We start from the raw sequence: 20,634 nt of genomic DNA on the forward strand, positions 1-20,634 counted from the left end.
GGGCCCTCGGGCGTCAGCCGCCCAGGGCGGTGCGCATCGGCAGCAGCTTGGCCACCGACTCCGCGACCTCGTCCTCGGCGCGGGAGCCGGCGACGATGCCGCAGCCGGCGTAGAGGCGAAGGGAGTTGGGCGCGTCGTAGGAGCCGCACCGCAGCGCGATGCCCCACTCGCCGTCACCGGAGGCGTCCATCCAGCCGACCGGCCCGGCGTACCGGCCGCGGTCCATGTGCTCCAGCTCCGCGATGACGCGGTCGGCGTCCGCCGTCGGGGTCCCGCACACCGCCGCGCTCGGGTGCAGCGAGGCGGCCAGGGCCAGCGAGGTGGAGCTGTCGTCGACGACCCCCGCGACGTCCGTCGCCAGGTGCATCACGTTGTTCAGGTGCAGGACGAAGGGGGACTCCGGCACGTTGATCGAGGAGGTGTGGTCGGTCAGCGCGTCCGCGACCGAGCGCACGGCGTACTCGTGCTCCTCGAGGTCCTTGCTGCTGCGGGCCAGGGAGCCGGCGAGTGCCAGGTCGTGGCTGTCGTCACCGGTGCGGCGGATCGTGCCGGCGAGCACGCGGGAGGTCACGAGGCCGCGCTCGAGGCGGACAAGCATCTCGGGGGTGGCGCCCACCAGCCCGTCCACGGCGAAGACCCAGGTGGTGTCGTAGTCCTCGGCCAGGCGCGTGAGCAGCCAGCGGGGGTCGATGCGCTCGTCCGCGGTCGCCTGCACGGAGCGCGCGAGGACGACCTTGTCCAGGTCGCCGGCGTTGATCCGGGAGACCGCCTCCTCGACGGCGGCGGCCCACCGCTCCTTGGTCAGGTCGCTGTCGGTGAAGGCGACCGCCCCGGGGTCCACGGGGGCGGGCTGGGGCTCGAGCGGCTCGTCGGCCGTCGGGACCGCGGCGGCGGTCGTGGTCGTCGTCACCCAGGCCCGGTCACCGCGGCGGCCGACGACGACCTCGGGGACGACGAGCACGGACTCGGTGCCGGAGTGCGACGAGTAGGCCATCGACCCGAAGGCGATGGGCCCGGTGCCGGGCTCGTCCACGTCGTCGCGCACGATGGCCTCGGCGGTCACCGTGCGCCACCACTCCTGCGCCCGGACGAAGCGGTCCGACCCGCGCGAGCGGAAGGTCGCGACCGTGCCCCACCCGACCAGGCCTTCTCCCTTGCGCACCCACGAGACGATGTCGCCCGCGTCCGCCGGCTCCGGCAGCAGCCTCAGCAGGTCGCCGACCTGAGCCGCGGGGACGGAGATGGTGCGTACGACCAGGGCGGGTCGGGAGTGGCCGAGCGGCCCCGGGACGTCGTCGGGTGATGGAGATGTCATGGCCGCAACAGCCTACGACCGCGGGTGCGAGGATGTGCACATGAGCCGCGCCACCCTCCAGAAGGACCCCAAGGCCGTCGCCGCGATGTTCGACGAGACCGCAGCGAAGTACGACCTGATGAACGACGTGATGTCCCTGGGCCAGACCCGCCTGTGGCGGCGGGCCGTCCTGCAGTCGCTGGAGCCGCGGCCCGGCCAGCGCATCCTCGACATCGCCGCGGGCACGGGGACCTCGTCGGTGCCGCTGCGCAAGGCGGGCGCGGACGTCGTCTCGGCCGACTTCTCGCTCGGGATGCTCCACCAGGGCCAGCGCCAGTACCCCGACCTGGACTTCTCCGCCGCGGATGCGACGCGGCTGCCATTCGCGGACGAGTCCTTCGACACGGTCACCATGTCCTTCGGCTTCCGCAACGTCGTCGACCGCGGCGCGGCGCTCGCGGAGTTCCTGCGCGTGACCAAGCCGGGTGGCCGGCTGCTCATCTGCGAGTTCAGCCAGCCGGTCAACAAGGCCTTGCGCACGGTCTACTCCGAGTACCTCATGGCCGCCTTCCCGCCGGTGGCCCGCACGCTCAGCTCCAACCCCGACTCCTACGTCTACCTCGCCGAGTCGATCCAGGCCTGGCCCGCCCAGCGCGAGCTCGCCACGACGATCTCCGCGGCCGGATGGGCCGACGTGCAGTGGCGCAACCTGACCGGCGGCATCGTCGCCCTCCACCGCGCGACCAAGAGGTAACGGGCCCGGAGGTTAGGTCTACCTGTGTCGTTCGCCTCGACATGGAGAGGTAGGCTTCCCGCGATCGTGAAATCCTTCACAAGCCCTCGAGGAACCCATTCGTGACCAGTGCACTGCCTGCGGCCGGTGATGGCCGCACCGCCGACGTCATCGTCGTCGGGGCCGGCCCCGGTGGCTCCGCGACGGCGGCATGGTTGGCGAAGGCCGGCAAGGACGTCGTCCTGCTGGAGAAGTCCGTCTTCCCCCGGGACAAGATCTGCGGCGACGGCCTGACCCCCCGCGCCGTCCGCCAGCTGATCAACCTCGGACTGCCCATGTCGGAGACCGACGGGTGGGCCCACAACAAGGGCCTGCGGATCATCGGCGGCGGCATGACCCTCCAGCTCGACTGGCCGGACGTCGCCTCCTTCCCGGGGCACGGCATGGTGCGTGCCCGAGCCGACCTCGACGAGGTGCTCGCCCGCCACGCCGCCGCCAGCGGCGCCACCCTCCTCGAGGGCCGCAACGTCGCCGAGCCGATCCTCGACGAGCAGGACCGCATCATCGGCGTCACCGCCAAGGTCGTCGACCAGCGCGGCCGCGCCACCGGCGAGCGCGAGACGTACTACGCCCCGGTCGTCGTCGCCGCGGACGGCGTCTCCTCACGGCTGTCCGTGAAGATGGGCCGCGAGAAGCGCGAGGATCGGCCGATGGCCGTCGCCGTGCGCGCCTACTACGAGACCCCCCGCCACGACGACGAGTACCTCGAGAGCCACCTCGAGCTGTGGTCGACGACGCCGAAGGGGGAGAAGATCCTCATGCCGGGGTACGGCTGGCTGTTCGGCCTCGGCGACGGTCGCAGCAACGTCGGTCTGGGCGTGCTCAACACCTCGGAGGCCTTCGGCCGCACCGACTACAAGGACGTCATGCGCCGTTGGGTCGAGACGATGCCGCCCGAGTGGGGCATCAACGCCGACACGATGAGCGGGGAGATCACCGCTGCCGCGCTGCCGATGGCCTTCAACCGCCAGCCGCTCTACGACCGTGGCCTGATGCTCGTCGGCGACTCCGGCGGCATGGTCAACCCCTTCAACGGCGAGGGCATCGACTACGCGCTCGAGGCCGGCCACGCGGCCGCGGAGACCATCCTCCAGGCCCTCGCCCGCCCGACCGCGGCCGACCGCGAGCGGGTCCTGCAGTCCTACGTCACCCGGATGAAGGACATGCACGGCGGCTACTTCCGGCTCGGTGCGCAGTTCGCCAAGATCATCGGCAAGCCCGAGATCATGCGCCTGGCGACGAAGTACGGGTTGCCCCGGGAGACGCTGATGAAGTTCATGCTCAAGCTCATGGCCAACCTGCCCGAGGAGAAGGGCGGCGGGGTCGACGACCGGCTCGTGCGCCTCCTGACCAGGATGGCCCCCAATGCCTGAGGGCACTGCAGGCAGGGCAAACACCTGCCCTAGGATCGTCAGTGGCGTGCATCACATGAGAGAAAGCGAGGCCGTGCAGCGATGAACCCCTACATCCCGCTGCTGATCCTCTTCGCGCTCGGCCTCGGCTTCGCGCTCGTCTCGGTCGGCACGAGCCTGGTCGTCGGACCTGCTCGCTACAACGCCGCCAAGGCACAGGCCTACGAGTGCGGCATCCAGCCCACTCCGCAGGCCGCTGAGGGTGGCAAGTTCCCGGTCAAGTACTACCTGACCGCAATGCTGTTCATCATCTTCGACATCGAGGCCCTGTTCCTCTACCCCTTCGCCGTCGCCTTCGACGAGCTCGGGGCCTTCACCCTCGGTGCCGTGGTGCTCTTCCTGTTCAACGCGTTCTTCATCGCCGACGCCTACGTCTGGCGTCGCGGCGGGTTCGAGTGGGACTGACGAGGACGGAGACGAAAAATGGGACTTGAGGAGAAGCTGCCTTCGGGCATCGCACTCACGACGGTGGAGAAGCTCGCCGGCTACATGCGCAAGTCGTCGATGTGGCCCGCCACCTTCGGCCTGGCGTGCTGCGCCATCGAGATGATGGCCGTGGGCACCCCGCACTACGACCTGGCCCGCTTCGGCATGGAGCGCTTCGCGGCGACCCCCCGGCAGGCGGACCTGATGATCGTCGCCGGTCGGGTGAGCAACAAGATGGCCCCGGTCGTGCGCCAGGTCTACGACCAGATGGCCAACCCCAAGTGGGTCATCTCGATGGGCGTCTGCGCCAGCTCCGGTGGCATGTTCAACAACTACGCGATCGTCCAGGGCGTCGACCACATCATCCCGGTCGACATCTACCTGCCCGGGTGTCCGCCGCGGCCGGAGATGCTGCTCAACTCGATCCTCACCCTCCACGAGCAGATCCAGAGCACTCCGCTGGGCGTCAACCGTGAGGCAGCGGCCCGTGCCGCCGAGAAGGCTGCCCTCGGCGCGGTCCCGACCGAGCTGCAGGCCCCGACCCACGACCACGAGTCCCTCCTCGGAAGGAACCTGCTGGCATGAGCGAGGAGAACGCCTCCCCGGATGAGCCGGGCAAGGACGTCGAGGCCCCGCAGCCCAAGGGCGTCCGGCCGGAGGGCAAGGGACTCGGCGGCAATGCGCACGAGGACTACCCCTCGACCGAGGGCCTCACCGGCGACCAGCGCCCGGTCGAGTACACCAACGTCGGCGGTACGCCCGAGGTGGGCGACGTCGACCCGGACCACACGCCGGTCGTCCGGGGCCAGCGGGTCGGCATGTTCGGCGCGCGCCAGGGCCAGGACACCTCCGGCTACGGGGGCCTGCAGGCCCCGATCGCCTTCCCGGGAGCGGCCACGCGGCCCTACGGCCGCTGGTACGACGCCGCTGTCGACACCCTCGCCGAGGCCACCGGTTCCGACCTCGTGCGCAAGGTCGTCGTCCACGCCGACGAGCTGACCCTCCACGTCGCCCGCGAGGACCTCGTGCCCGTGATGCGCGCCCTGCGCGACCAGCCCGACCTGCGGTTCGAGATGTGTGTCTCCGTCTCCGGGGTCCACTTCCTGCAGGACTCGGGTCGCGAGCTGCACGTGGTCTACCACATGCTCTCGATCACCCACGGCGGCCGACGGCTGCGCGTCGAGGTGACCGCTCCGGACGCCGATCCGCACATCCCGAGCATCGTCGAGGTCTACCCGGGTGCCGACTGGCACGAGCGCGAGACCTGGGACATGTTCGGCGTGATCTTCGACGGGCACCCCGCGCTGACCCGCATCCTCATGCCCGACGACTGGGCGGGCCACCCCCAGCGCAAGGACTACCCGCTGGGTGGCATCCCGGTGGAGTACAAGGGCGGCACCGTCCCGCCGCCCGACGAGCGGAGGTCGTACAACTGATGGCATCCACCGACACGAACACCGGGGTCCACTCGACACCCGGCGCCGACGACCTCGCCGAGGGCCACGTCGTCAACGTCCAGGGCGGCGACTGGGACCGTGAGATGGGCGAGCTCGGGATGAACCCCGAGGAGCGGATCATCCTCAACATGGGTCCGCAGCACCCCTCGACGCACGGCGTCCTGCGCCTCATCCTCGAGCTCGACGGCGAGACCGTCACCGAGGCCCGCGCCGGCATCGGCTACCTGCACACGGGCATCGAGAAGAACATGGAGTTCCGCACCTGGACCCAGGGCGTGACCTTCTGCACCCGCATGGACTACCTCACCCCGATGTTCCAGGAGGCGGCCTACTGCCTCGCCATCGAGAAGGTCCTCGGGATCACCGACGACATCCCCGAGCGGGCCAGCGCCATCCGCGTGCTGATGATGGAGCTCACCCGCATCTCCAGCCACCTGATCTGCATGGGCACCGGTGGCATGGAGATGGGCGCGACGACGGTCATGACGATCGGCTTCCGTGAGCGCGAGCGCATCCTGTCGATCATCGAGGCCATCACCGGCCTGCGGATGAACAACGCCTACATCCGTCCCGGCGGTGTCGCGCAGGACCTCCCGCACGGCGCGATCGACAAGATCCGCGAGACGATCCCGCAGCTGCGCAAGGGCATCGCCGAGCTCTCGGCGATCCTGCTGGAGAACCCCCTGCTGAAGGGCCGCACCAAGGACGTCGGCGTCCTGTCCCTCACGGGCTGCACCGCACTGGGCATCACCGGTCCCGTGCTGCGCTCGACCGGGCTGCCGCACGACCTGCGCAAGCTGGACCCGTACTGCGGCTACGAGAAGTACGACTTCGAGGTCATCACCCGGACCAACGCCGATGCCTACGACCGGTGGGCCATCCGCATCGACGAGATGCTCGAGAGCCTGAAGATCATCGAGCAGGTCACCGACGAGCTGCAGCACAACCCCGGCCCGACGATGGTCGCGGACAAGCGCATCGCGTGGCCGGCCAAGCTGGCGATCGGCGGTGACGGCCAGGGCAACAGCCTCGACCACATCCGCGAGATCATGGGCACCTCGATGGAGTCGCTCATCCACCACTTCAAGCTCGTCACCGAGGGATTCCGCGTCCCGCCCGGCCAGGCCTACGCCGCCATCGAGTCGCCCAAGGGGGAGCTCGGCTGCCACATCGTCGCCGACGGCGGGACCCGGCCGTTCCGGGCCCACTTCCGGGACCCGAGCTTCAACAACCTGCAGGCCGTCGCGGCCATGTGCGAAGGGGGCTTCCTCGCCGACGTCATCGTCGCGGTCGCCTCGATCGACCCCGTCATGGGAGGAGTGGACCGCTGATGTCCATCAAGTTCGGCAGGCAGACCGACTTCGGGTACCTGTACGTCTCGTCGGAGAGCAAGGAGCCGTACACCGTCGAGGTGCTCGAGCAGCTCACCGCGGACTCGCAGGAGATCATCTCGCGCTACCCGCAGAAGCGCTCGGCGCTCCTGCCGATGCTGCACCTCGTCCAGAGCGTCGACGGCTACGTCACCGGGCGCGGCATCGAGTTCTGCGCACAGCTGCTCGACCTGACCGCGGCCGAGGTCTCGGGCGTCGCCACCTTCTACACGCAGTACAAGCGCCACCCCAGCGGTGAGTACAACGTCGGCGTGTGCACCAACACCCTGTGCGCGATCATGGGCGGCGACCAGATCTGGGACACCGTCAGCGAGCACCTGGGCGTCGGTCACGACGAGACCACCGAGGACGGCAAGATCACCCTCGAGCGCGTCGAGTGCAACGCCGCGTGCGACTTCGCGCCGGTCGTGATGACCAACTGGGAGTTCTTCGACAACCAGACCCCCGAGTCGACGGTCGAGCTCGTCGACGACCTGCGTGCGGGCAAGCCCGTGAAGCCGACCCGCGGCCCGGACCGCGTGTGCAGCTTCAAGGAGACCTCACGTCTCCTCGCCGGCTTCACCGACGGTCGTGCGGACGAAGGGGTCGGGGCCGGCCCCGCCTCCCTCCGCGGCGTCGAGGTGGCCCACCGCGAGGGATGGACCGCCCCGGGCGATGAGCCCGGGCCCACCACCACACCGGACACGGCGGGCGAGCGGGTCGAGGGCCTGGCGCCCGGTCGCCACGTCCCCGCCGACGTGGACAACGTCTCCGACCAGACCCCGCCGAGCACCACGGACGAGAAGGGGGAGTGACCGGGATGCCGACGCAGCTGACCCCGATCCTGACCAAGTTCTGGGACCACCCGCAGTCCTGGACCATGGCCACCTACGAGGACAACGGCGGGTACCGAGCCCTGCGCTCCGCCCTGGAGCTGGACCCGACCGACCTGGTGCAGGTGACCAAGGACTCCGGCCTGCGCGGGCGCGGCGGTGCCGGGTTCCCCACCGGCATGAAGTGGGGCTTCCTGCCGCCGCACGACGGTGGTCCGCGCTACCTCGTCGTCAACGCCGACGAGTCCGAACCGGGCACGTGCAAGGACATCCCGCTGATGATGGCCGCCCCGCACTTCCTCATCGAGGGCGCGATCATCACCTCCTTCGCCATCGGGTCCGACAAGGCCTTCATCTACGTGCGCGGCGAGGTCGCCCACGTCTACCGTCGCCTGCTGCGCGCGGTCGAGGAGGCCTACGCGGCCGGCTACCTCGGCAAGGACATTCTCGGCACCGGGTACGACTTGGACATCGTCGTCCACGCCGGTGCCGGCGCCTACATCTGCGGTGAGGAGACCGCGCTGCTGGACTCCCTCGAGGGGCGCCGCGGCCAACCCCGTCTCAAGCCCCCCTTCCCCGCGGTCGCCGGCCTGTACGCGCGCCCGACGGTGGTCAACAACGTCGAGAGCATCGCCTCCGTCCCGCTGATCGTCGGCAAGGGTGCCGAGTGGTTCTCCGACATGGGTACCGAGAAGTCCCAGGGTTTCGGGATCTTCTCCCTCTCCGGTCACGTGAAGCACCCCGGCCAGTACGAGGCGCCGCTCGGGATCACCCTGCGCGAGCTGATCGACATGGCCGGTGGCATGCGCGACCCGAACCACCCGCTGAAGTTCTGGACCCCGGGTGGTTCCTCGACGCCGATCTTCACCGACCAGCACCTCGACGTGCCGCTCGACTTCGAGTCGGTGGCCGCCCACGGCTCGATGCTCGGCACCCGCGCCCTGCAGATCTTCGACGACACCGTCTCCGTCGTGCGCGCGGTGAGCCGGTGGAACGACTTCTACATGCACGAGTCCTGCGGCAAGTGCACACCGTGCCGTGAGGGCACCTACTGGCTCGCCCAGATCCTGCACCGGATCGAGGAGGGTCGTGGCACCCAGCAGGACATCGACATGCTCGTCGACATCTGCGACAACATCCTCGGCCGCGCCTTCTGCGCGCTCGGTGACGGTGCCACGAGCCCGATCACCTCGGCCGTGCAGTACTTCCGTGAGGAGTTCGAGGCGGGCTGCCACACGCCGGCCAGCGAGCTCTTCCCGCCAGCAGCCTCGACGCTCTTCGCCAACCAGGAGACTGTGCAGGTGACCGCATGACCACCACGAGCGACAAGCAGACGCCCGGGGCCGAGGCCAAGCCCGACCTCGTCACCGTCACCATCGACGGGGTGGAGGTGTCCGTCCCGCGCAGCACCCTGATCATCCGCGCGGCCGAGCAGGCAGGGATCGAGATCCCGCGCTTCTGCGACCACCCGCTGCTGGACCCGATCGGCGCCTGCCGCCAGTGCCTCGTCGAGGTGGCGACCCCGGACCGTGAGGGCAACGTCAAGCCGATGCCCAAGCCCCAGCCGAGCTGCACCATGACGGTCAGCGACGGCATGCAGGTGCGCAGCCAGCACACCTCCCCGATCGCGGACAAGGGCCAGCAGGGGATCATGGAGATGCTCCTGATCAACCACCCGCTGGACTGCCCGGTCTGCGACAAGGGCGGCGAGTGCCCCCTGCAGAACCAGTCGATGAGCAACGGCCGGGCCACCTCGCGCTTCGACGACATCAAGCGCACCTACCCCAAGCCGATCAACATCTCCTCGCAGGTCCTGCTGGACCGCGACCGCTGCATCCTGTGCACGCGCTGCACCCGATTCTCGTCCCAGATCGCCGGCGACCCCTTCATCGAGATGGGGGAGCGCGGTGCCCTGCAGCAGGTGCTGATCTACGAGGAGAAGCCCTTCGAGTCCTACTTCTCGGGCAACACCGTCCAGATCTGCCCGGTGGGCGCCCTCACCGGTGCGGCGTACCGCTTCCGCTCGCGTCCGTTCGACCTCGTCTCGACGCCGGACATCTGCGAGCACTGCGCCTCCGGCTGCTCCATCCGCAGCGACCACCGTCGTGGCACCGTGCTCCGCCGCCTGGCCGGCAACGACCCCGAGGTCAACGAGGAGTGGAACTGCGACAAGGGCCGCTGGGCCTTCACCTGGGCCTCCCTGGGTGACCGCCTCGAGTTCCCGATGGTCCGGGACGAAGGGGGCGAGCTGCGCGTCGTGTCGTGGCAGGAGGCCCTCGCGGCCGCTGCGGACGGGCTGCGCGCCGCCCGGGGCCACGGTGTGCTCACCGGCGGCCGCGTGAGCATCGAGGACGCATACGCCTACGCCACCCTCGCTCGTGAGGTCCTCGGGACCGACAACATCGACATGCGCGCCCGACCGCACTCGGCCGAGGAGCGCGACGTCCTCCTGCGCCACGTCGCGGGAGCGACCCCGCAGACCGGTGGCGTGACCTACCGGCAGCTGGAGAAGGCCGGATCGGTCCTCCTCGTCGGCTTCGAGCCGGAGGAGGAGAGCCCCATCGTCTTCCTGCGGCTGCGCAAGGCGTACCGCAAGCACGGTCTGAAGGTCCACGCCGTCGCGCCGCTGGCCACCCGCGGCCTGACCAAGATGGGCGGCAGCCTCATCCCGTCCGCCCCCGGCACCGAGACCGAGGTGCTCGCCGCCCTGGCGGACGACGAGGCCCCGGAGTCATTGGCCGCGGCTCATGCCGCATTGCGCGAGGAGGGCGCGACGATCCTCGTCGGCGAGCGTCTGGCGACCGTGCCCGGTGCACTGACCGCAGCCGTCCGCCTCGCGGAGGCCACCGGGGCCCGCCTCGCGTGGATCCCGCGTCGTGCGGGGGAGCGCGGCGCGATCGCCGCCGGCTGCCTCCCGACCGGCGACGGCCTCGACACCACGGGGATCCTCGCGGCCGCCGGCGCCGGGTCGATCGGCGGCCTCGTCGTCGGTGGCGTGGACGCCGACGACATCGGTGTGGCGGGTGCTCGCCAGGCCTTCGAGCGGGCCTTCGTCGTCTCCCTCGAGGTGCGCCCGAGCAACGTCACCGAGCACGCCGACGTCGTCCTGCCGGTCGCCCCGCACGCCGAGCGCGCGGGCAGCTTCATGGACTGGGAGGGACGGGTGCGTCCCTTCGAGGTCTCCCTCGAGACCAACGCCGTCCCGGACCACCGGGTGCTGCACATGCTCGCCGACGAGATGGGTGCCTTCCTGGGCACCCGCACCGTCGGGGAGGCGCGACGCGCCATCGAGACCGCTGCGGCCCCGACGGCCGGCGGCCCGGTGACCGACGTCCCGGCGACCGTCCTGCCCGAGCCCGGCGCCGGTGAGGCCGTCCTGGCGACGTGGCGTCCGCTGCTCGACAAGGGGACGATGCAGGACGGCGAGCCCTTCCTGGCCGGCACCGCGAAGGCGCCGCGTGCGGCCCTCTCCCCGCTGACGGCCCAGACCCTGGGGATCGTCGAGGGCGACCTCGTCACGGTCTCCGCCGATGACGTGCGCATCACCCTGCCGGCCGACATCCGCGCGATGGTCGATCACGTCGTGTGGTTGCCGACGAACTCCGAGAGCTGCGACGTGCGCAGCCTCTCCGGGCGAGCCGGAGCGATCGTCTCCGTGACGAAGGGCGGTGCCGCGTGAACACCCTCGCGATCCTGACCACGGCGGCCGAGCAGCCGGTGGTGGCCGACTTCAGCGACACCCCGGTGTGGCTCTCGCTCGTCAAGGCCCTGATGCTCTTCGTCTACCTGCTCCTCAGCGTCCTGCTGATGATCTGGTTCGAGCGGCGCATCATCGGTCGCATGCAGCAGCGCCCCGGTCCCAACCGCGTGGGGCCCTTCGGTCTGCTCCAGTCCCTGGCCGACGGCATGAAGTCAATGCTCAAGGAGGACGTGCGCCCCAAGGGGGCGGACGCCCTGATCTTCACCCTGGCGCCGGTCGTGTTCGCCTCCGCGGCCTTCATCTCCTTCGCCATCGTCCCGCTGGGTGGCGAGGTGGAGCTGTTCGGCCACACCACGCCACTGCAGCTGACCGACCTGCCCGTCGCCGCGCTCCTCGTGCTCGCGGTCGCAGGCATCGCCGCGTACGGGATCGTCCTCGGTGGCTGGTCGGCCGGCTCGACCTACCCGCTGCTGGGTGGGTTGCGCGCGACCGCGCAGATCATCTCCTACGAGATCGCGATGGGTCTGGCCCTGGTGGCCGTCTTCATGTACGCCGGGTCGATGTCGACGAGCGAGATCGTCGCCGCCCAGTCCGACCTGTGGTTCATCATCCCGGCCTGCGTGTCCTTCGTGCTGTACATCATCACGATGGTCGGTGAGACCAACCGTCTGCCCTTCGACCTCGCCGAGGGCGAGGGCGAGCTCGTCGGCGGGTACTTCACCGAGTACTCGGGCATGCGCTTCGCCATGTTCTTCCTCGGTGAGTACGTCAACATGTTCACCGTCTCCGCCCTGGCCACCACCTTCTTCCTCGGTGGGTGGCAGGCACCCCCCGGCATCGCCGCGATCGGCGATGGCATGTTCAACACCGGCTGGTGGGGCGTGCTGTGGTTCACCGTGAAGATGTGGCTGTTCATGTGGGGCTTCGTCTGGCTGCGCGGCACCCTGCTGCGGACCCGGTACGACCAGTTCATGCGTCTGGGGTGGAAGTTCCTCATGCCCGTGGCCGTCGCCTGGGTGGTCGTCGTGGCCTTCATCCGCGGCGCCGACGCCGGCTTCTTCGGTGACAGCACCATCTCCATCCTCGGTCGGGCCTTCCCGGTCTCCTCGCTGATCATCATCGCCTTCCTCGCCGTGCTCGTCTTCGGCTCCATGTGGATCTGGGAGACCCGTGCGGAGAAGAAGGCCGGCGAGATCGAGGAGGCCAATGTCCTCCCCGGCGAGGTCGACCCCTTCGCCGGTGGGCACCCCGTCCCGCCGCTGCCGGGCCAGCGACTCGTGGAGCCCCCCCGCGACGGGACCGCGATCGAGACCAAGCCGGCGCGTACCCGGCAGACCAGCGCACCGCTCGCCGAGCAGGAGGAGCACAACCGTGGCTGACGACGAGACCAAGGGCGGGTTCTTCGCGGACCTCTTCGCCCCCGTTGCCGGATTCGGGGTGACCTTCCAGACGATGTTCCGGAAGGTCGCCACGCAGGAGTACCCCGAGGTGAAGTGGCCGACGCAGCCACGCTTCCACGGGCGCCACCAGCTCAACCGTCACCCCGACGGTCTGGAGAAGTGCGTCGGCTGCGAGCTGTGCGCCTGGGCGTGCCCGGCGGACGCGATCCTGGTCGAGGGCGCCGACAACGACGACGAGCGGGGGCTGCGCTTCAGCCCCGGCGAGCGGTACGGGCACATCTACCAGATCAACTACCTGCGCTGTATCTTCTGCGGCCTGTGCATCGAGGCGTGCCCCACGCGCGCCCTGACGATGACCAACGAGTACGAGATGGCCGACAACAACCGCGCCGACCTGATCTTCACCAAGGAGCAGCTGCTCGCACCGCTGCAGGAGGGCATGATCTCCGCGCCCCACCCGATGGTCGAGGGCATGAACGAGCGCGACTACTACAACGGCAAGGTGGCGGCCGCCACCGACGAGCAGCGCGCCTGGGTCGACGAGCACGCCGTCGACGACAGCGGAGCGACCCCGACGGACGAGGCAGTGGCTCCCAGAAACCACGCGGAGGGCGTTCGATGACCGGCACCGGTGAGGCCGTCTTCTTCTGGCTGCTCAGCGCCGTCGCCGTCCCGGGGGCCCTCGCGCTGCTCTTCGCCCGCAGGGCGGTGCACGCGGCCATCGGCATGGTGACGACCATGATCGTCATCGGCGCGTTCTACCTCCTGCAGGAAGCGCCCTTCCTCGGCATCGTGCACATCTTCGTCTACACCGGCGCCGTGATGATGCTCTTCCTCTTCGTCGTCATGCTCGTCGGTGTCGACCACTCGGACTCGCTCGTCGAGACCCTCAAGGGCCAGCGCTTCATGACCGTGCTGCTGTCCCTGGGCCTGGTCGCCCTGCTCGTCGGGGCCGTCGGCCGGATCACCTACACGGGTGACCCGAACCTGACCGCGGTCAACACCGACCCGGGCAACGTCGAGGCCATCGCCTACCTCGTCTTCGGCAAGTACGTGTGGCTCTTCGAGGTCACGGCCGGTCTGCTGACCGTCGCCGCCATCGGCGCGATGACCTTCGCCCACCGCGAGCGGATCATCGCCAAGCCGACGCAGAAGGAGTGGATGGAGAAGCGCTTCCGCGAGGGCGAGCACCTCGCCGGCCTCCCGGTCCCCGGTGTCTACGCCCGCCACAACGCGGTCGACACCCCGGCCCTGCTGCCCGACGGCAGCATCTCCGAGCTCTCGCTCAACCGGGTGCTGGTCGCCCGCGAGCAGGTCACGTCACCGACCCGTTACACCGAGATCGACGAGCACGAGAGTCGCACGGACGAGTCGGCTGACTCCACTGAGTCCCTGGGCCGCACGGCCTCCGAGAGCACGCCCGAAGGGAGGCAGCAGTGAGCCCGCTGAACTACATCTACCTGGCGATCATCCTCTTCGCGATCGGTAGTGCGACCGTCCTGCTGCGGCGCAACGCGATCATCGTCTTCATGGGTGTCGAGCTCATGCTCAACGCGGCGTCGCTCGCCTTCGTCACCTTCGCCCGCATGCACGGCTCGGTCGAGGGGCAGGTCATCGCGATGTTCGTGATGGTCGTCGCCGCGGCCGAGGTCGTCGTCGGTCTGGCCATCATCATGGCCGTCTTCCGTGCCCGCCGGTCGGCCTCGGTCGACGACGCCAACCTGCTGAAGCTGTAAGGAGCCACCTTGCTCACCGCACTGTCTGCGACGGCTGCCCAGGTGACCGCCGCCGCCGCGCCCGAGCCGGCCTCGGGGGTCACCGCCCTCGGCTGGCTGCTCGTCGCCCTGCCGCTGCTGGGTGCCGCCCTGCTGCTGCTCGGCGGCCGGCTCACCGACTCCTTCGGTCCCCTCCTGGCGACCGCCCTGTCCTGGGCCTCCTTCGTCATCGGAGCGGCCATCTTCGTCGCGCTGCTGGCGAAGGACCCCGCCGAGCGGGCCGCCACCATCGAGCTCTACGACTGGGTCCCCGGCGGGTCGATCGACGTGACGGCCGGGCTGCTCATCGACCCGCTGTCGGTGGCCTTCGTCCTGCTCGTGACCTTCGTCGGGTCGCTGATCCTCGTCTACTCGCTCGGGTACATGGAGCACGACCCCGACAAGCGGCGCTTCTTCGCCTACCTCAACCTCTTCGTGGCGTCGATGCTCCTGCTCGTCCTCGCCGACTCCTACCTGCTGCTCTTCGTCGGCTGGGAGGGCGTCGGACTCGCGTCGTGGCTGCTCATCGGCTTCTGGAACCACAACCCGGCCTACGCCACCGCCGCCAACAAGGCCTTCGTCGTCAACCGTGTCGGTGACGTCGGCCTGATCCTGGCGATGTCGATGATGTTCGCGACCTTCGGCACCGCCGACTTCGGTGCGGTCAACGAGGCCGTCTCGGGTGCGAGCGAGGCCACGGTCACCGGCATCGGCCTGCTCCTGCTGCTCGCGGCCTGCGGCAAGTCGGCGCAGTTCCCGCTGCAGTCCTGGCTGGGGGACGCCATGGCCGGCCCGACCCCGGTCTCGGCTCTCATCCACGCGGCGACGATGGTCACCGCCGGCGTCTACCTCATCGTGCGCAGCCACGTCCTCTTCGACGCCGCCCCCAACGCGCAGCTCGCCGTGGTCGTCGTCGGTGCGATCACCCTCCTCTACGGAGCGATCGTCGGGTGTGCGAAGGACGACCTGAAGAAGGCCCTCGCGGCGTCCACGATGAGCCAGATCGGCTACATGATGCTCGCCGCCGGTCTCGGGCCGGTCGGCTACGCCTTCGCGATCTTCCACCTGATCACCCACGGCTTCTTCAAGGCCGGGATGTTCCTCGGCGCCGGCTCGGTGATGCACGGGATGAACGACCAGGTCGACATGCGCCGCTTCGGTGGCCTGTCCTCGGTCATGAAGATCACCTGGATCACCTTCGGACTGGGCTGGCTGGCGATCCTCGGTCTGCCCCCCTTCTCCGGCTTCTGGAGCAAGGACAAGATCATCGAGGCGGCCTTCGTGGGCGAGGGCTGGCGGCCGTGGGTCTTCGGCCTCACCGCGCTCATCGGTGCCGGGATCACCGCCTTCTACATGTCCCGCCTGTTCTTCATGACCTTCCACGGCAAGAAGCGGTGGACCGACGACGTCCACCCGCACGAGTCGCCCCTGACGATGACCATCCCGATGATGGTCCTCGCCGTCGGCTCGGCCTTCCTCGGTCTCATCCTGGCGACGGTCGCCCCGATCTCCACGTGGCTGGAGCCGACCCTCGGCCACGTCGAGCACCACGAGCCCGTGCTGCCGGTACCGGTGCTGATCATCGCGACGATGGTCGTGGTCGTGGTCGGTGCCGGATGGGCCTGGCTGGTCTACGGCCGCGAGGAGGTGCCGGTCGTGGCACCCGTCGGCTCGCCCCTGACCCGCGCGGCCCGCAAGGACCTCTACCAGGACGACCTCAACGAGATCCTGCTCATGGGCCCGGGCATCAGCCTCACCCGTGGGTTGCTCGAGGTCGACCGTGACGTCGTCGACGGAGGCGCCGTCGGCGGCCTGTCCCGCACGATCGCGCGCAGCGCGAACTGGTTGCGGCGGGCCCAGACCGGCTTCGCACGCTCGTATGCCCTGACGATGCTCGCGGGCGTCGTCGCCTTCCTCGGAGCACTGTGGGTGATCAACTGATGGACAACATGCCCTGGCTCTCCCTGCTGATCGTCGTGCCGCTCGTCGGCGCGGTCGTGGTCGCGGCCCTGCCCGCGCGCAGCTCAGCGCTGGCCAAGCCGATCGCCCTCGGAGTATCCCTCCTCACGCTGCTGCTGGGCGTCGTCGCGACGGCGACGAGCTTCACCCGCGGCTCGAGCGAGCAGTTCCAGATGGCCGAGCAGTACGAGTGGGTCCCGCAGCTCGGGGTCAGCTACGCGCTCGGTGTCGACGGCATCGCCATCGCGCTCATCCTCATGGCGCTCGTGCTCATGCCCGTCTGCCTGCTCGCCGCCTGGCACGACATCCCCGAGGGTGGCGCCCGGGAGAAGGGGTACTTCGCCCTCCTCCTGTCGCTGCTGCCCTTCATGGTCGGCGTGTTCGCCGCGACCGATGTCTTCCTCTTCTACGTCTTCTTCGAGGCGATGCTCATCCCGGCGTACTTCCTCATCGGGATGTTCGGCGGGGCCAACCGCCGCGGGGCAGCGCTGAAGTTCCTGCTCTTCAGCCTCGCCGGTGGACTGATCATGCTCGCCGGCGTCATCGCCCTGTACGTCCAGGGTCCCGGCGGGGCGGACGGCTTCCTCGTCGAGAACCTCACCGGCCTGGAGCTGAGCACGAACACCGGGCGTTGGCTGTTCATCGCCTTCTTCATCGCCTTCGCGGTGAAGGCACCGATGTGGCCGGTGCACACCTGGCTCCCGGACGCGGCCGCCGCGTCCAAGCCGGCGGTCGCCACGCTGCTCGTCGGGGTGCTCGACAAGGTCGGCACCTTCGGGATGATCCGCTTCTGCCTGCAGCTCTTCCCGGAGGCGAGCCAGTGGGCCAGCCCGGTGGTCATCGTCCTGGCCGTCTTCTCCGTGCTCTACGGCGCGATCCTCGCGATCGGCCAGGAGGACATGATGCGCCTGATCGCCTTCACCTCGATCAGCCACTTCGGCTTCATCGTGCTGGGCATCTTCGCGTTCACGTCGGCCTCCCACGCCGGGAGCAACCTGTACATGGTCAACCACGGCTTCGCGACCGCGGCTCTCTTCCTCCTCGCGGGGATGCTCATCGTGCGTCGCGGCAGCCAGCGCATCGACGACTACGGCGGCTGGCAGCGGGTGACCCCGGTGCTCGGCGGGTTGTTCCTGCTCGCCGGCCTGGCGAGCCTGTCGCTGCCGGGCCTGTCGCCCTTCGTCTCCGAGTTCCTCGTCATCGCGGGCACCTGGGCGCGGCACCCCGTCGCGACCGCCTTCGCCGTGTGGGCCGTGGTCCTCGCAGCCCTGTACATCCTGCTGATGTACAAGCGGATCTTCACCGGGCCGCCGCCGATCATCGGTGGGCTGGACGACGATGTCCTGCGGAACGACACCGGAGCACCGACGGGGGGCGAGACCCCCGTCTCCGGGGAGGTGCCCTACGTGCGTTCGGACCTCGACGCCCACCGCCCGGTCCGTCGTCTGCCCGCCGCGGTGCGTGACCTCGGCCTGCGGGAGAAGGTCGTCATGGCCCCGATCGTGGCCTCGCTGGTGTTGCTCGGGTTCTTCCCCGCGCCGGTGCTGGACACGCTCAACCCGGCCGTCGAGCGCACCCTCGAGATCGTCGGTGTCGCAGACGTCGCCCCGACCGCACCCTCTGGGCCGGCCGACGCCGCCACGACCTCCGGGAGTGACCACTGATGCCTTTCGCCCTGCCCACTGCCTTCGAGGCGCCCGAAATCAGCTACTGGGCCCTCTCGCCGATGATCGTGCTCCTCGTGGGCGGCTTCGTCGGGGTGCTCGTCGAGGCCTTCGCCCCCCGTCCGAAGCGTCACCTGGCCCAGGTCGTCGTCGCGCTGGCCACGGTCGTGGTCTCCTTCGCCGCCCTGGTGCTGATGACCGGGGACCAGCTCGGCGTGACCGTCGGCGGCACCGTCGTCGTCGACGAGGCGACCCGCTTCTTCCAGGGTGCGCTGCTCGTCATGGGTCTGCTCGGGCTGCTCGTCATGGCCGACCGCCTCGGCGGGGAGACCGCCGACGCGTTCACACCGATGGGCGCGGCCAGCCCTGGGTCGAACCTCGAGGCGCAGGCCGCCCGCAAGGGATGGGCGACCACCGAGGTCTTCCCGCTGACGCTCTTCGCCCTGGCCGGCATGCTGCTCTTCCCCGCGTCGAACGACCTGTTGACGATGTTCGTCGCGCTCGAGGTCCTGTCGCTGCCGCTGTACCTGATGTCGGGACTGGCCCGTCGTCGACGCCTGCTCTCGCAGGAGGCGGCGATGAAGTACTTCCTGCTCGGCGCCTTCTCCTCGGGCTTCTTCCTCTTCGGCGCGGCGCTGCTCTACGGCTACGCCGGGTCGCTGCACCTGGCCGACATCGCGGAGGCGACGAGCACCTCGAACGGCAACTTCGATGGCCTGCTCCTGCCCGGTGTCGCCATGGTCATCGTCGGGCTGCTCTTCAAGGTCGGCGCCGTCCCGTTCCACTCGTGGACCCCGGACGTCTACCAGGGCGCGCCCAGCCCCGTCACCGGCTTCATGGCGGCTGCGACCAAGGCCGCGGCCTTCGGTGCGCTCGTGCGCCTGTTCTACGTCGGGCTGGAGACCACCCGGTGGGAGTGGCGCATGGGCGTCGTCGTCATCGCCGCCCTGACGATGGTCGTCGGTGCGGTGCTGTCGGTGACCCAGACCGACATCAAGCGGCTGCTCGCGTACTCCGCCATCTCGCACGCCGGTTTCATCCTCGTGGCACTGATCGCCTTCGACGTCACGGCCATCACGGGTGTGCTCTTCTACGTCGTCGCCTACGGCATCTCGACCATCGCGGTCTTCGCCATCGTCCACCTCGTCCGGGAGCGGGGCGCCGAGGCGACCCACCTGTCCCAGTGGGCGGGGCTGGGTCGTCGGCACCCGTGGGTCTCCGCGGCCTTCGCGCTGATGATGCTCGCCTTCGCCGGCATCCCGCTGACCTCCGGATTCACGGCCAAGGTCGCGGCGTTCATGCCGGCCCTGGAGCACGGTGGCCTCTCCGGGACGGTGCTGGTCGTCATCGGTGTGCTGGCCTCGGCCGTCACGGCCTTCGTCTACGTGCGCCTGATCGTGCTCATGTACTTCACCGAGCCCTCGGGTGAGGTCGTCGTCGCCGCGCCGGCCACGATGTCGCTCGTGGTCATCACCGTCGGAGTCGTCGTGACCATCGCGCTCGGCGTCTACCCCGGCCCGCTGCTGGAGCTCGCCGAGCAGTCCAGCGTGCTCATCACGCGATGACGCGGACGACGAGCACGACCCCGCCCCTCGCCCTGCCGCAGGCGAGTGACCAGCTGAGCGCTCGGCTCGCGGACGGGCTGGAGCGGGTCGAGCGGACGATCATCGACCGGGCGAGGAACGAGAGCGACTTCATCACCGAGGCGAACCTGCACCTCGCCAAGGCGGGTGGCAAGCGGTTCCGTCCGGTGCTGACGATGCTCGTCTCCGAGCTCGGTGACGGGATCAACGACAAGGTCGTCGCCGCGGCCGCAGGAGTCGAGCTGACCCACCTGGCCAGCCTGTACCACGACGACGTCATGGACGAGGCCGACCTGCGTCGGGGAGCGCCCAGCGCCAACGCGCAGTACGACAACTCGACCGCGATCCTCGTCGGTGACCTGCTCTTCGGCACCGCGTCGGACATCATCGCCGACCTCGGCCCCGAGGCCGTGAAGATCCAGGCACGGACCTTCATCCGGTTGTGCGCGGGGCAGATCCGCGACGACCGGCCCTGCCCGGAGGGGCAGGACCCCCGGGAGTACTACCGCGGGGTCCTCGCGGACAAGACGGGCGTCCTCGTCGCCACGGCCGCCCGCTACGGCGCGATGTACGGCGGGTGCTCCGCGGACGTCGTCGCCGCGGCGACCGAGTACGGCGAGCGCCTGGGCATGGCCTTCCAGCTGGCCGACGACCTCATCGACATCGCGAGCGACTCGGGTGAGACCGGCAAGACGCCGGGCACCGACCTGCGCGAGGGCAAGCGCACCCTTCCGGTGCTCAACGCGCTCGCCTCCACGGACCCGGCCGATGCCGAGCTGCAGGAGCTGCTGCGCTCGGACCTGAAGGACCAGGACCGTCTCGACCGGGCACTGGAGCTGCTGCGCGACCACAGCGCGATGGCCGCGGCCCGCGAGGAGACCCTCGCTGTCGGGCGCGGGGCCGTCGAGGCGCTCGCGCCGCTCCCGGACGGCGACGCCAAGACCGCCCTCATCGCACTCATGGACGGCGTCGTCCACCGCGTCGGCTGA

General features: G+C 69.7%; 18 protein-coding genes. 17 read left to right on the forward strand and 1 reads right to left on the reverse strand.

What is annotated here, in order from left to right; genetic code table 11:
• Positions 1-13: 13 nt before the first annotated feature.
• Positions 14-1,315: an isochorismate synthase gene (locus O9K63_RS14935; protein ID WP_277239113.1), complete on the reverse strand. Its 1,302-nt coding sequence runs from the start codon at positions 1,313-1,315 to the stop codon at positions 14-16.
• A 40-nt stretch (positions 1,316-1,355) separates the two neighbouring features.
• Here O9K63_RS14935 and O9K63_RS14940 point away from each other — a divergent pair, with 40 nt between their 5' ends.
• The 17 genes from O9K63_RS14940 to O9K63_RS15020 all read left to right on the forward strand — a co-directional run bounded on the left by O9K63_RS14940 (position 1,356) and on the right by O9K63_RS15020 (position 20,634).
• The gene (locus O9K63_RS14940) at positions 1,356-2,048 is read left to right on the forward strand and encodes a demethylmenaquinone methyltransferase (protein WP_277242335.1); all 693 of its coding nucleotides are present in this window, start codon (positions 1,356-1,358) and stop codon (positions 2,046-2,048) included.
• 101 nt (positions 2,049-2,149) lie between these two features.
• The gene (locus O9K63_RS14945; protein WP_277239115.1) at positions 2,150-3,460 is read left to right on the forward strand and encodes a geranylgeranyl reductase family protein; all 1,311 of its coding nucleotides are present in this window, start codon (positions 2,150-2,152) and stop codon (positions 3,458-3,460) included.
• 81 nt (positions 3,461-3,541) lie between these two features.
• Positions 3,542-3,904: an NADH-quinone oxidoreductase subunit A gene (locus tag O9K63_RS14950; RefSeq protein WP_185990642.1), complete on the forward strand. Its 363-nt coding sequence runs from the start codon at positions 3,542-3,544 to the stop codon at positions 3,902-3,904.
• An 18-nt stretch (positions 3,905-3,922) separates the two neighbouring features.
• Positions 3,923-4,510 (forward strand): NuoB/complex I 20 kDa subunit family protein, encoded by a 588-nt coding sequence (locus O9K63_RS14955; protein ID WP_277239118.1) that lies wholly within the window; start codon positions 3,923-3,925, stop codon positions 4,508-4,510.
• On the forward strand, positions 4,507-5,361 hold the full coding sequence (locus tag O9K63_RS14960) for an NADH-quinone oxidoreductase subunit C (protein WP_277239120.1): 855 nt from the start codon (positions 4,507-4,509) through the stop codon (positions 5,359-5,361). Before O9K63_RS14955 ends, O9K63_RS14960 begins: the two co-directional genes overlap by 4 nt.
• On the forward strand, positions 5,361-6,713 hold the full coding sequence (locus O9K63_RS14965) for an NADH-quinone oxidoreductase subunit D (RefSeq protein ID WP_277239122.1): 1,353 nt from the start codon (positions 5,361-5,363) through the stop codon (positions 6,711-6,713). The genes O9K63_RS14960 and O9K63_RS14965 overlap by 1 nt, the downstream gene beginning before the upstream one ends.
• A complete protein-coding gene (gene nuoE, locus O9K63_RS14970; RefSeq protein ID WP_277239124.1) occupies positions 6,713-7,567 on the forward strand; it encodes an NADH-quinone oxidoreductase subunit NuoE in 855 nt (284 codons plus the stop codon). The genes O9K63_RS14965 and nuoE overlap by 1 nt, the downstream gene beginning before the upstream one ends.
• Positions 7,568-7,572: 5 nt before the next feature.
• Entirely contained in the window at positions 7,573-8,898 is a 1,326-nt protein-coding gene (nuoF, locus tag O9K63_RS14975) for an NADH-quinone oxidoreductase subunit NuoF (RefSeq protein ID WP_277239126.1), read from the forward strand.
• Positions 8,895-11,264 (forward strand): NADH-quinone oxidoreductase subunit G, encoded by a 2,370-nt coding sequence (locus O9K63_RS14980; protein WP_277239128.1) that lies wholly within the window; start codon positions 8,895-8,897, stop codon positions 11,262-11,264. The genes nuoF and O9K63_RS14980 overlap by 4 nt, the downstream gene beginning before the upstream one ends.
• Positions 11,261-12,664 (forward strand): NADH-quinone oxidoreductase subunit NuoH, encoded by a 1,404-nt coding sequence (gene nuoH, locus O9K63_RS14985; protein ID WP_277239130.1) that lies wholly within the window; start codon positions 11,261-11,263, stop codon positions 12,662-12,664. The genes O9K63_RS14980 and nuoH overlap by 4 nt, the downstream gene beginning before the upstream one ends.
• Positions 12,657-13,307 (forward strand): NADH-quinone oxidoreductase subunit NuoI, encoded by a 651-nt coding sequence (gene nuoI / locus O9K63_RS14990; protein ID WP_277239132.1) that lies wholly within the window; start codon positions 12,657-12,659, stop codon positions 13,305-13,307. The genes nuoH and nuoI overlap by 8 nt, the downstream gene beginning before the upstream one ends.
• Positions 13,304-14,125 (forward strand): NADH-quinone oxidoreductase subunit J, encoded by an 822-nt coding sequence (locus O9K63_RS14995; protein ID WP_277239134.1) that lies wholly within the window; start codon positions 13,304-13,306, stop codon positions 14,123-14,125. The genes nuoI and O9K63_RS14995 overlap by 4 nt, the downstream gene beginning before the upstream one ends.
• Positions 14,122-14,421, forward strand: coding sequence for an NADH-quinone oxidoreductase subunit NuoK (gene nuoK, locus O9K63_RS15000; protein WP_277239136.1), 300 nt, complete (start codon positions 14,122-14,124; stop codon positions 14,419-14,421). Before O9K63_RS14995 ends, nuoK begins: the two co-directional genes overlap by 4 nt.
• 9 nt (positions 14,422-14,430) lie before the next feature.
• Entirely contained in the window at positions 14,431-16,380 is a 1,950-nt protein-coding gene (gene nuoL, locus O9K63_RS15005) for an NADH-quinone oxidoreductase subunit L (protein ID WP_431190331.1), read from the forward strand.
• Positions 16,380-18,062, forward strand: a complete 1,683-nt coding sequence (locus O9K63_RS15010; RefSeq protein ID WP_277239137.1) for an NADH-quinone oxidoreductase subunit M — start codon at positions 16,380-16,382, stop codon at positions 18,060-18,062. Before nuoL ends, O9K63_RS15010 begins: the two co-directional genes overlap by 1 nt.
• On the forward strand, positions 18,062-19,627 hold the full coding sequence (nuoN, locus tag O9K63_RS15015) for an NADH-quinone oxidoreductase subunit NuoN (RefSeq protein WP_277239139.1): 1,566 nt from the start codon (positions 18,062-18,064) through the stop codon (positions 19,625-19,627). The genes O9K63_RS15010 and nuoN overlap by 1 nt, the downstream gene beginning before the upstream one ends.
• Positions 19,624-20,634, forward strand: coding sequence for a polyprenyl synthetase family protein (locus O9K63_RS15020; protein ID WP_277239141.1), 1,011 nt, complete (start codon positions 19,624-19,626; stop codon positions 20,632-20,634). Before nuoN ends, O9K63_RS15020 begins: the two co-directional genes overlap by 4 nt.

This window comes from Janibacter cremeus (assembly GCF_029395675.1).
GTDB lineage: Bacteria > Actinomycetota > Actinomycetes > Actinomycetales > Dermatophilaceae > Janibacter > Janibacter cremeus_A.

Excerpts from the sequence above, each read along its gene's own strand:
- O9K63_RS14935 (WP_277239113.1), bottom strand. The coding sequence starts at position 1,315 with ATGACATCTCCATCACCCGACGACGTCCCGGGGCCGCTCGGCCACTCC.
- O9K63_RS14940 (WP_277242335.1), top strand. The coding sequence starts at position 1,356 with ATGAGCCGCGCCACCCTCCAGAAGGACCCCAAGGCCGTCGCCGCGATG.
- O9K63_RS14950 (WP_185990642.1), top strand. The coding sequence starts at position 3,542 with ATGAACCCCTACATCCCGCTGCTGATCCTCTTCGCGCTCGGCCTCGGC.
- O9K63_RS14955 (WP_277239118.1), top strand. The coding sequence starts at position 3,923 with ATGGGACTTGAGGAGAAGCTGCCTTCGGGCATCGCACTCACGACGGTG.
- O9K63_RS14960 (WP_277239120.1), top strand. The coding sequence starts at position 4,507 with ATGAGCGAGGAGAACGCCTCCCCGGATGAGCCGGGCAAGGACGTCGAG.
- O9K63_RS14965 (WP_277239122.1), top strand. The coding sequence starts at position 5,361 with ATGGCATCCACCGACACGAACACCGGGGTCCACTCGACACCCGGCGCC.
- nuoE (WP_277239124.1), top strand. The coding sequence starts at position 6,713 with ATGTCCATCAAGTTCGGCAGGCAGACCGACTTCGGGTACCTGTACGTC.
- nuoF (WP_277239126.1), top strand. The coding sequence starts at position 7,573 with ATGCCGACGCAGCTGACCCCGATCCTGACCAAGTTCTGGGACCACCCG.
- O9K63_RS14980 (WP_277239128.1), top strand. The coding sequence starts at position 8,895 with ATGACCACCACGAGCGACAAGCAGACGCCCGGGGCCGAGGCCAAGCCC.
- O9K63_RS14995 (WP_277239134.1), top strand. The coding sequence starts at position 13,304 with ATGACCGGCACCGGTGAGGCCGTCTTCTTCTGGCTGCTCAGCGCCGTC.
- O9K63_RS15010 (WP_277239137.1), top strand. The coding sequence starts at position 16,380 with ATGGACAACATGCCCTGGCTCTCCCTGCTGATCGTCGTGCCGCTCGTC.
- nuoN (WP_277239139.1), top strand. The coding sequence starts at position 18,062 with ATGCCTTTCGCCCTGCCCACTGCCTTCGAGGCGCCCGAAATCAGCTAC.
- O9K63_RS15020 (WP_277239141.1), top strand. The coding sequence starts at position 19,624 with ATGACGCGGACGACGAGCACGACCCCGCCCCTCGCCCTGCCGCAGGCG.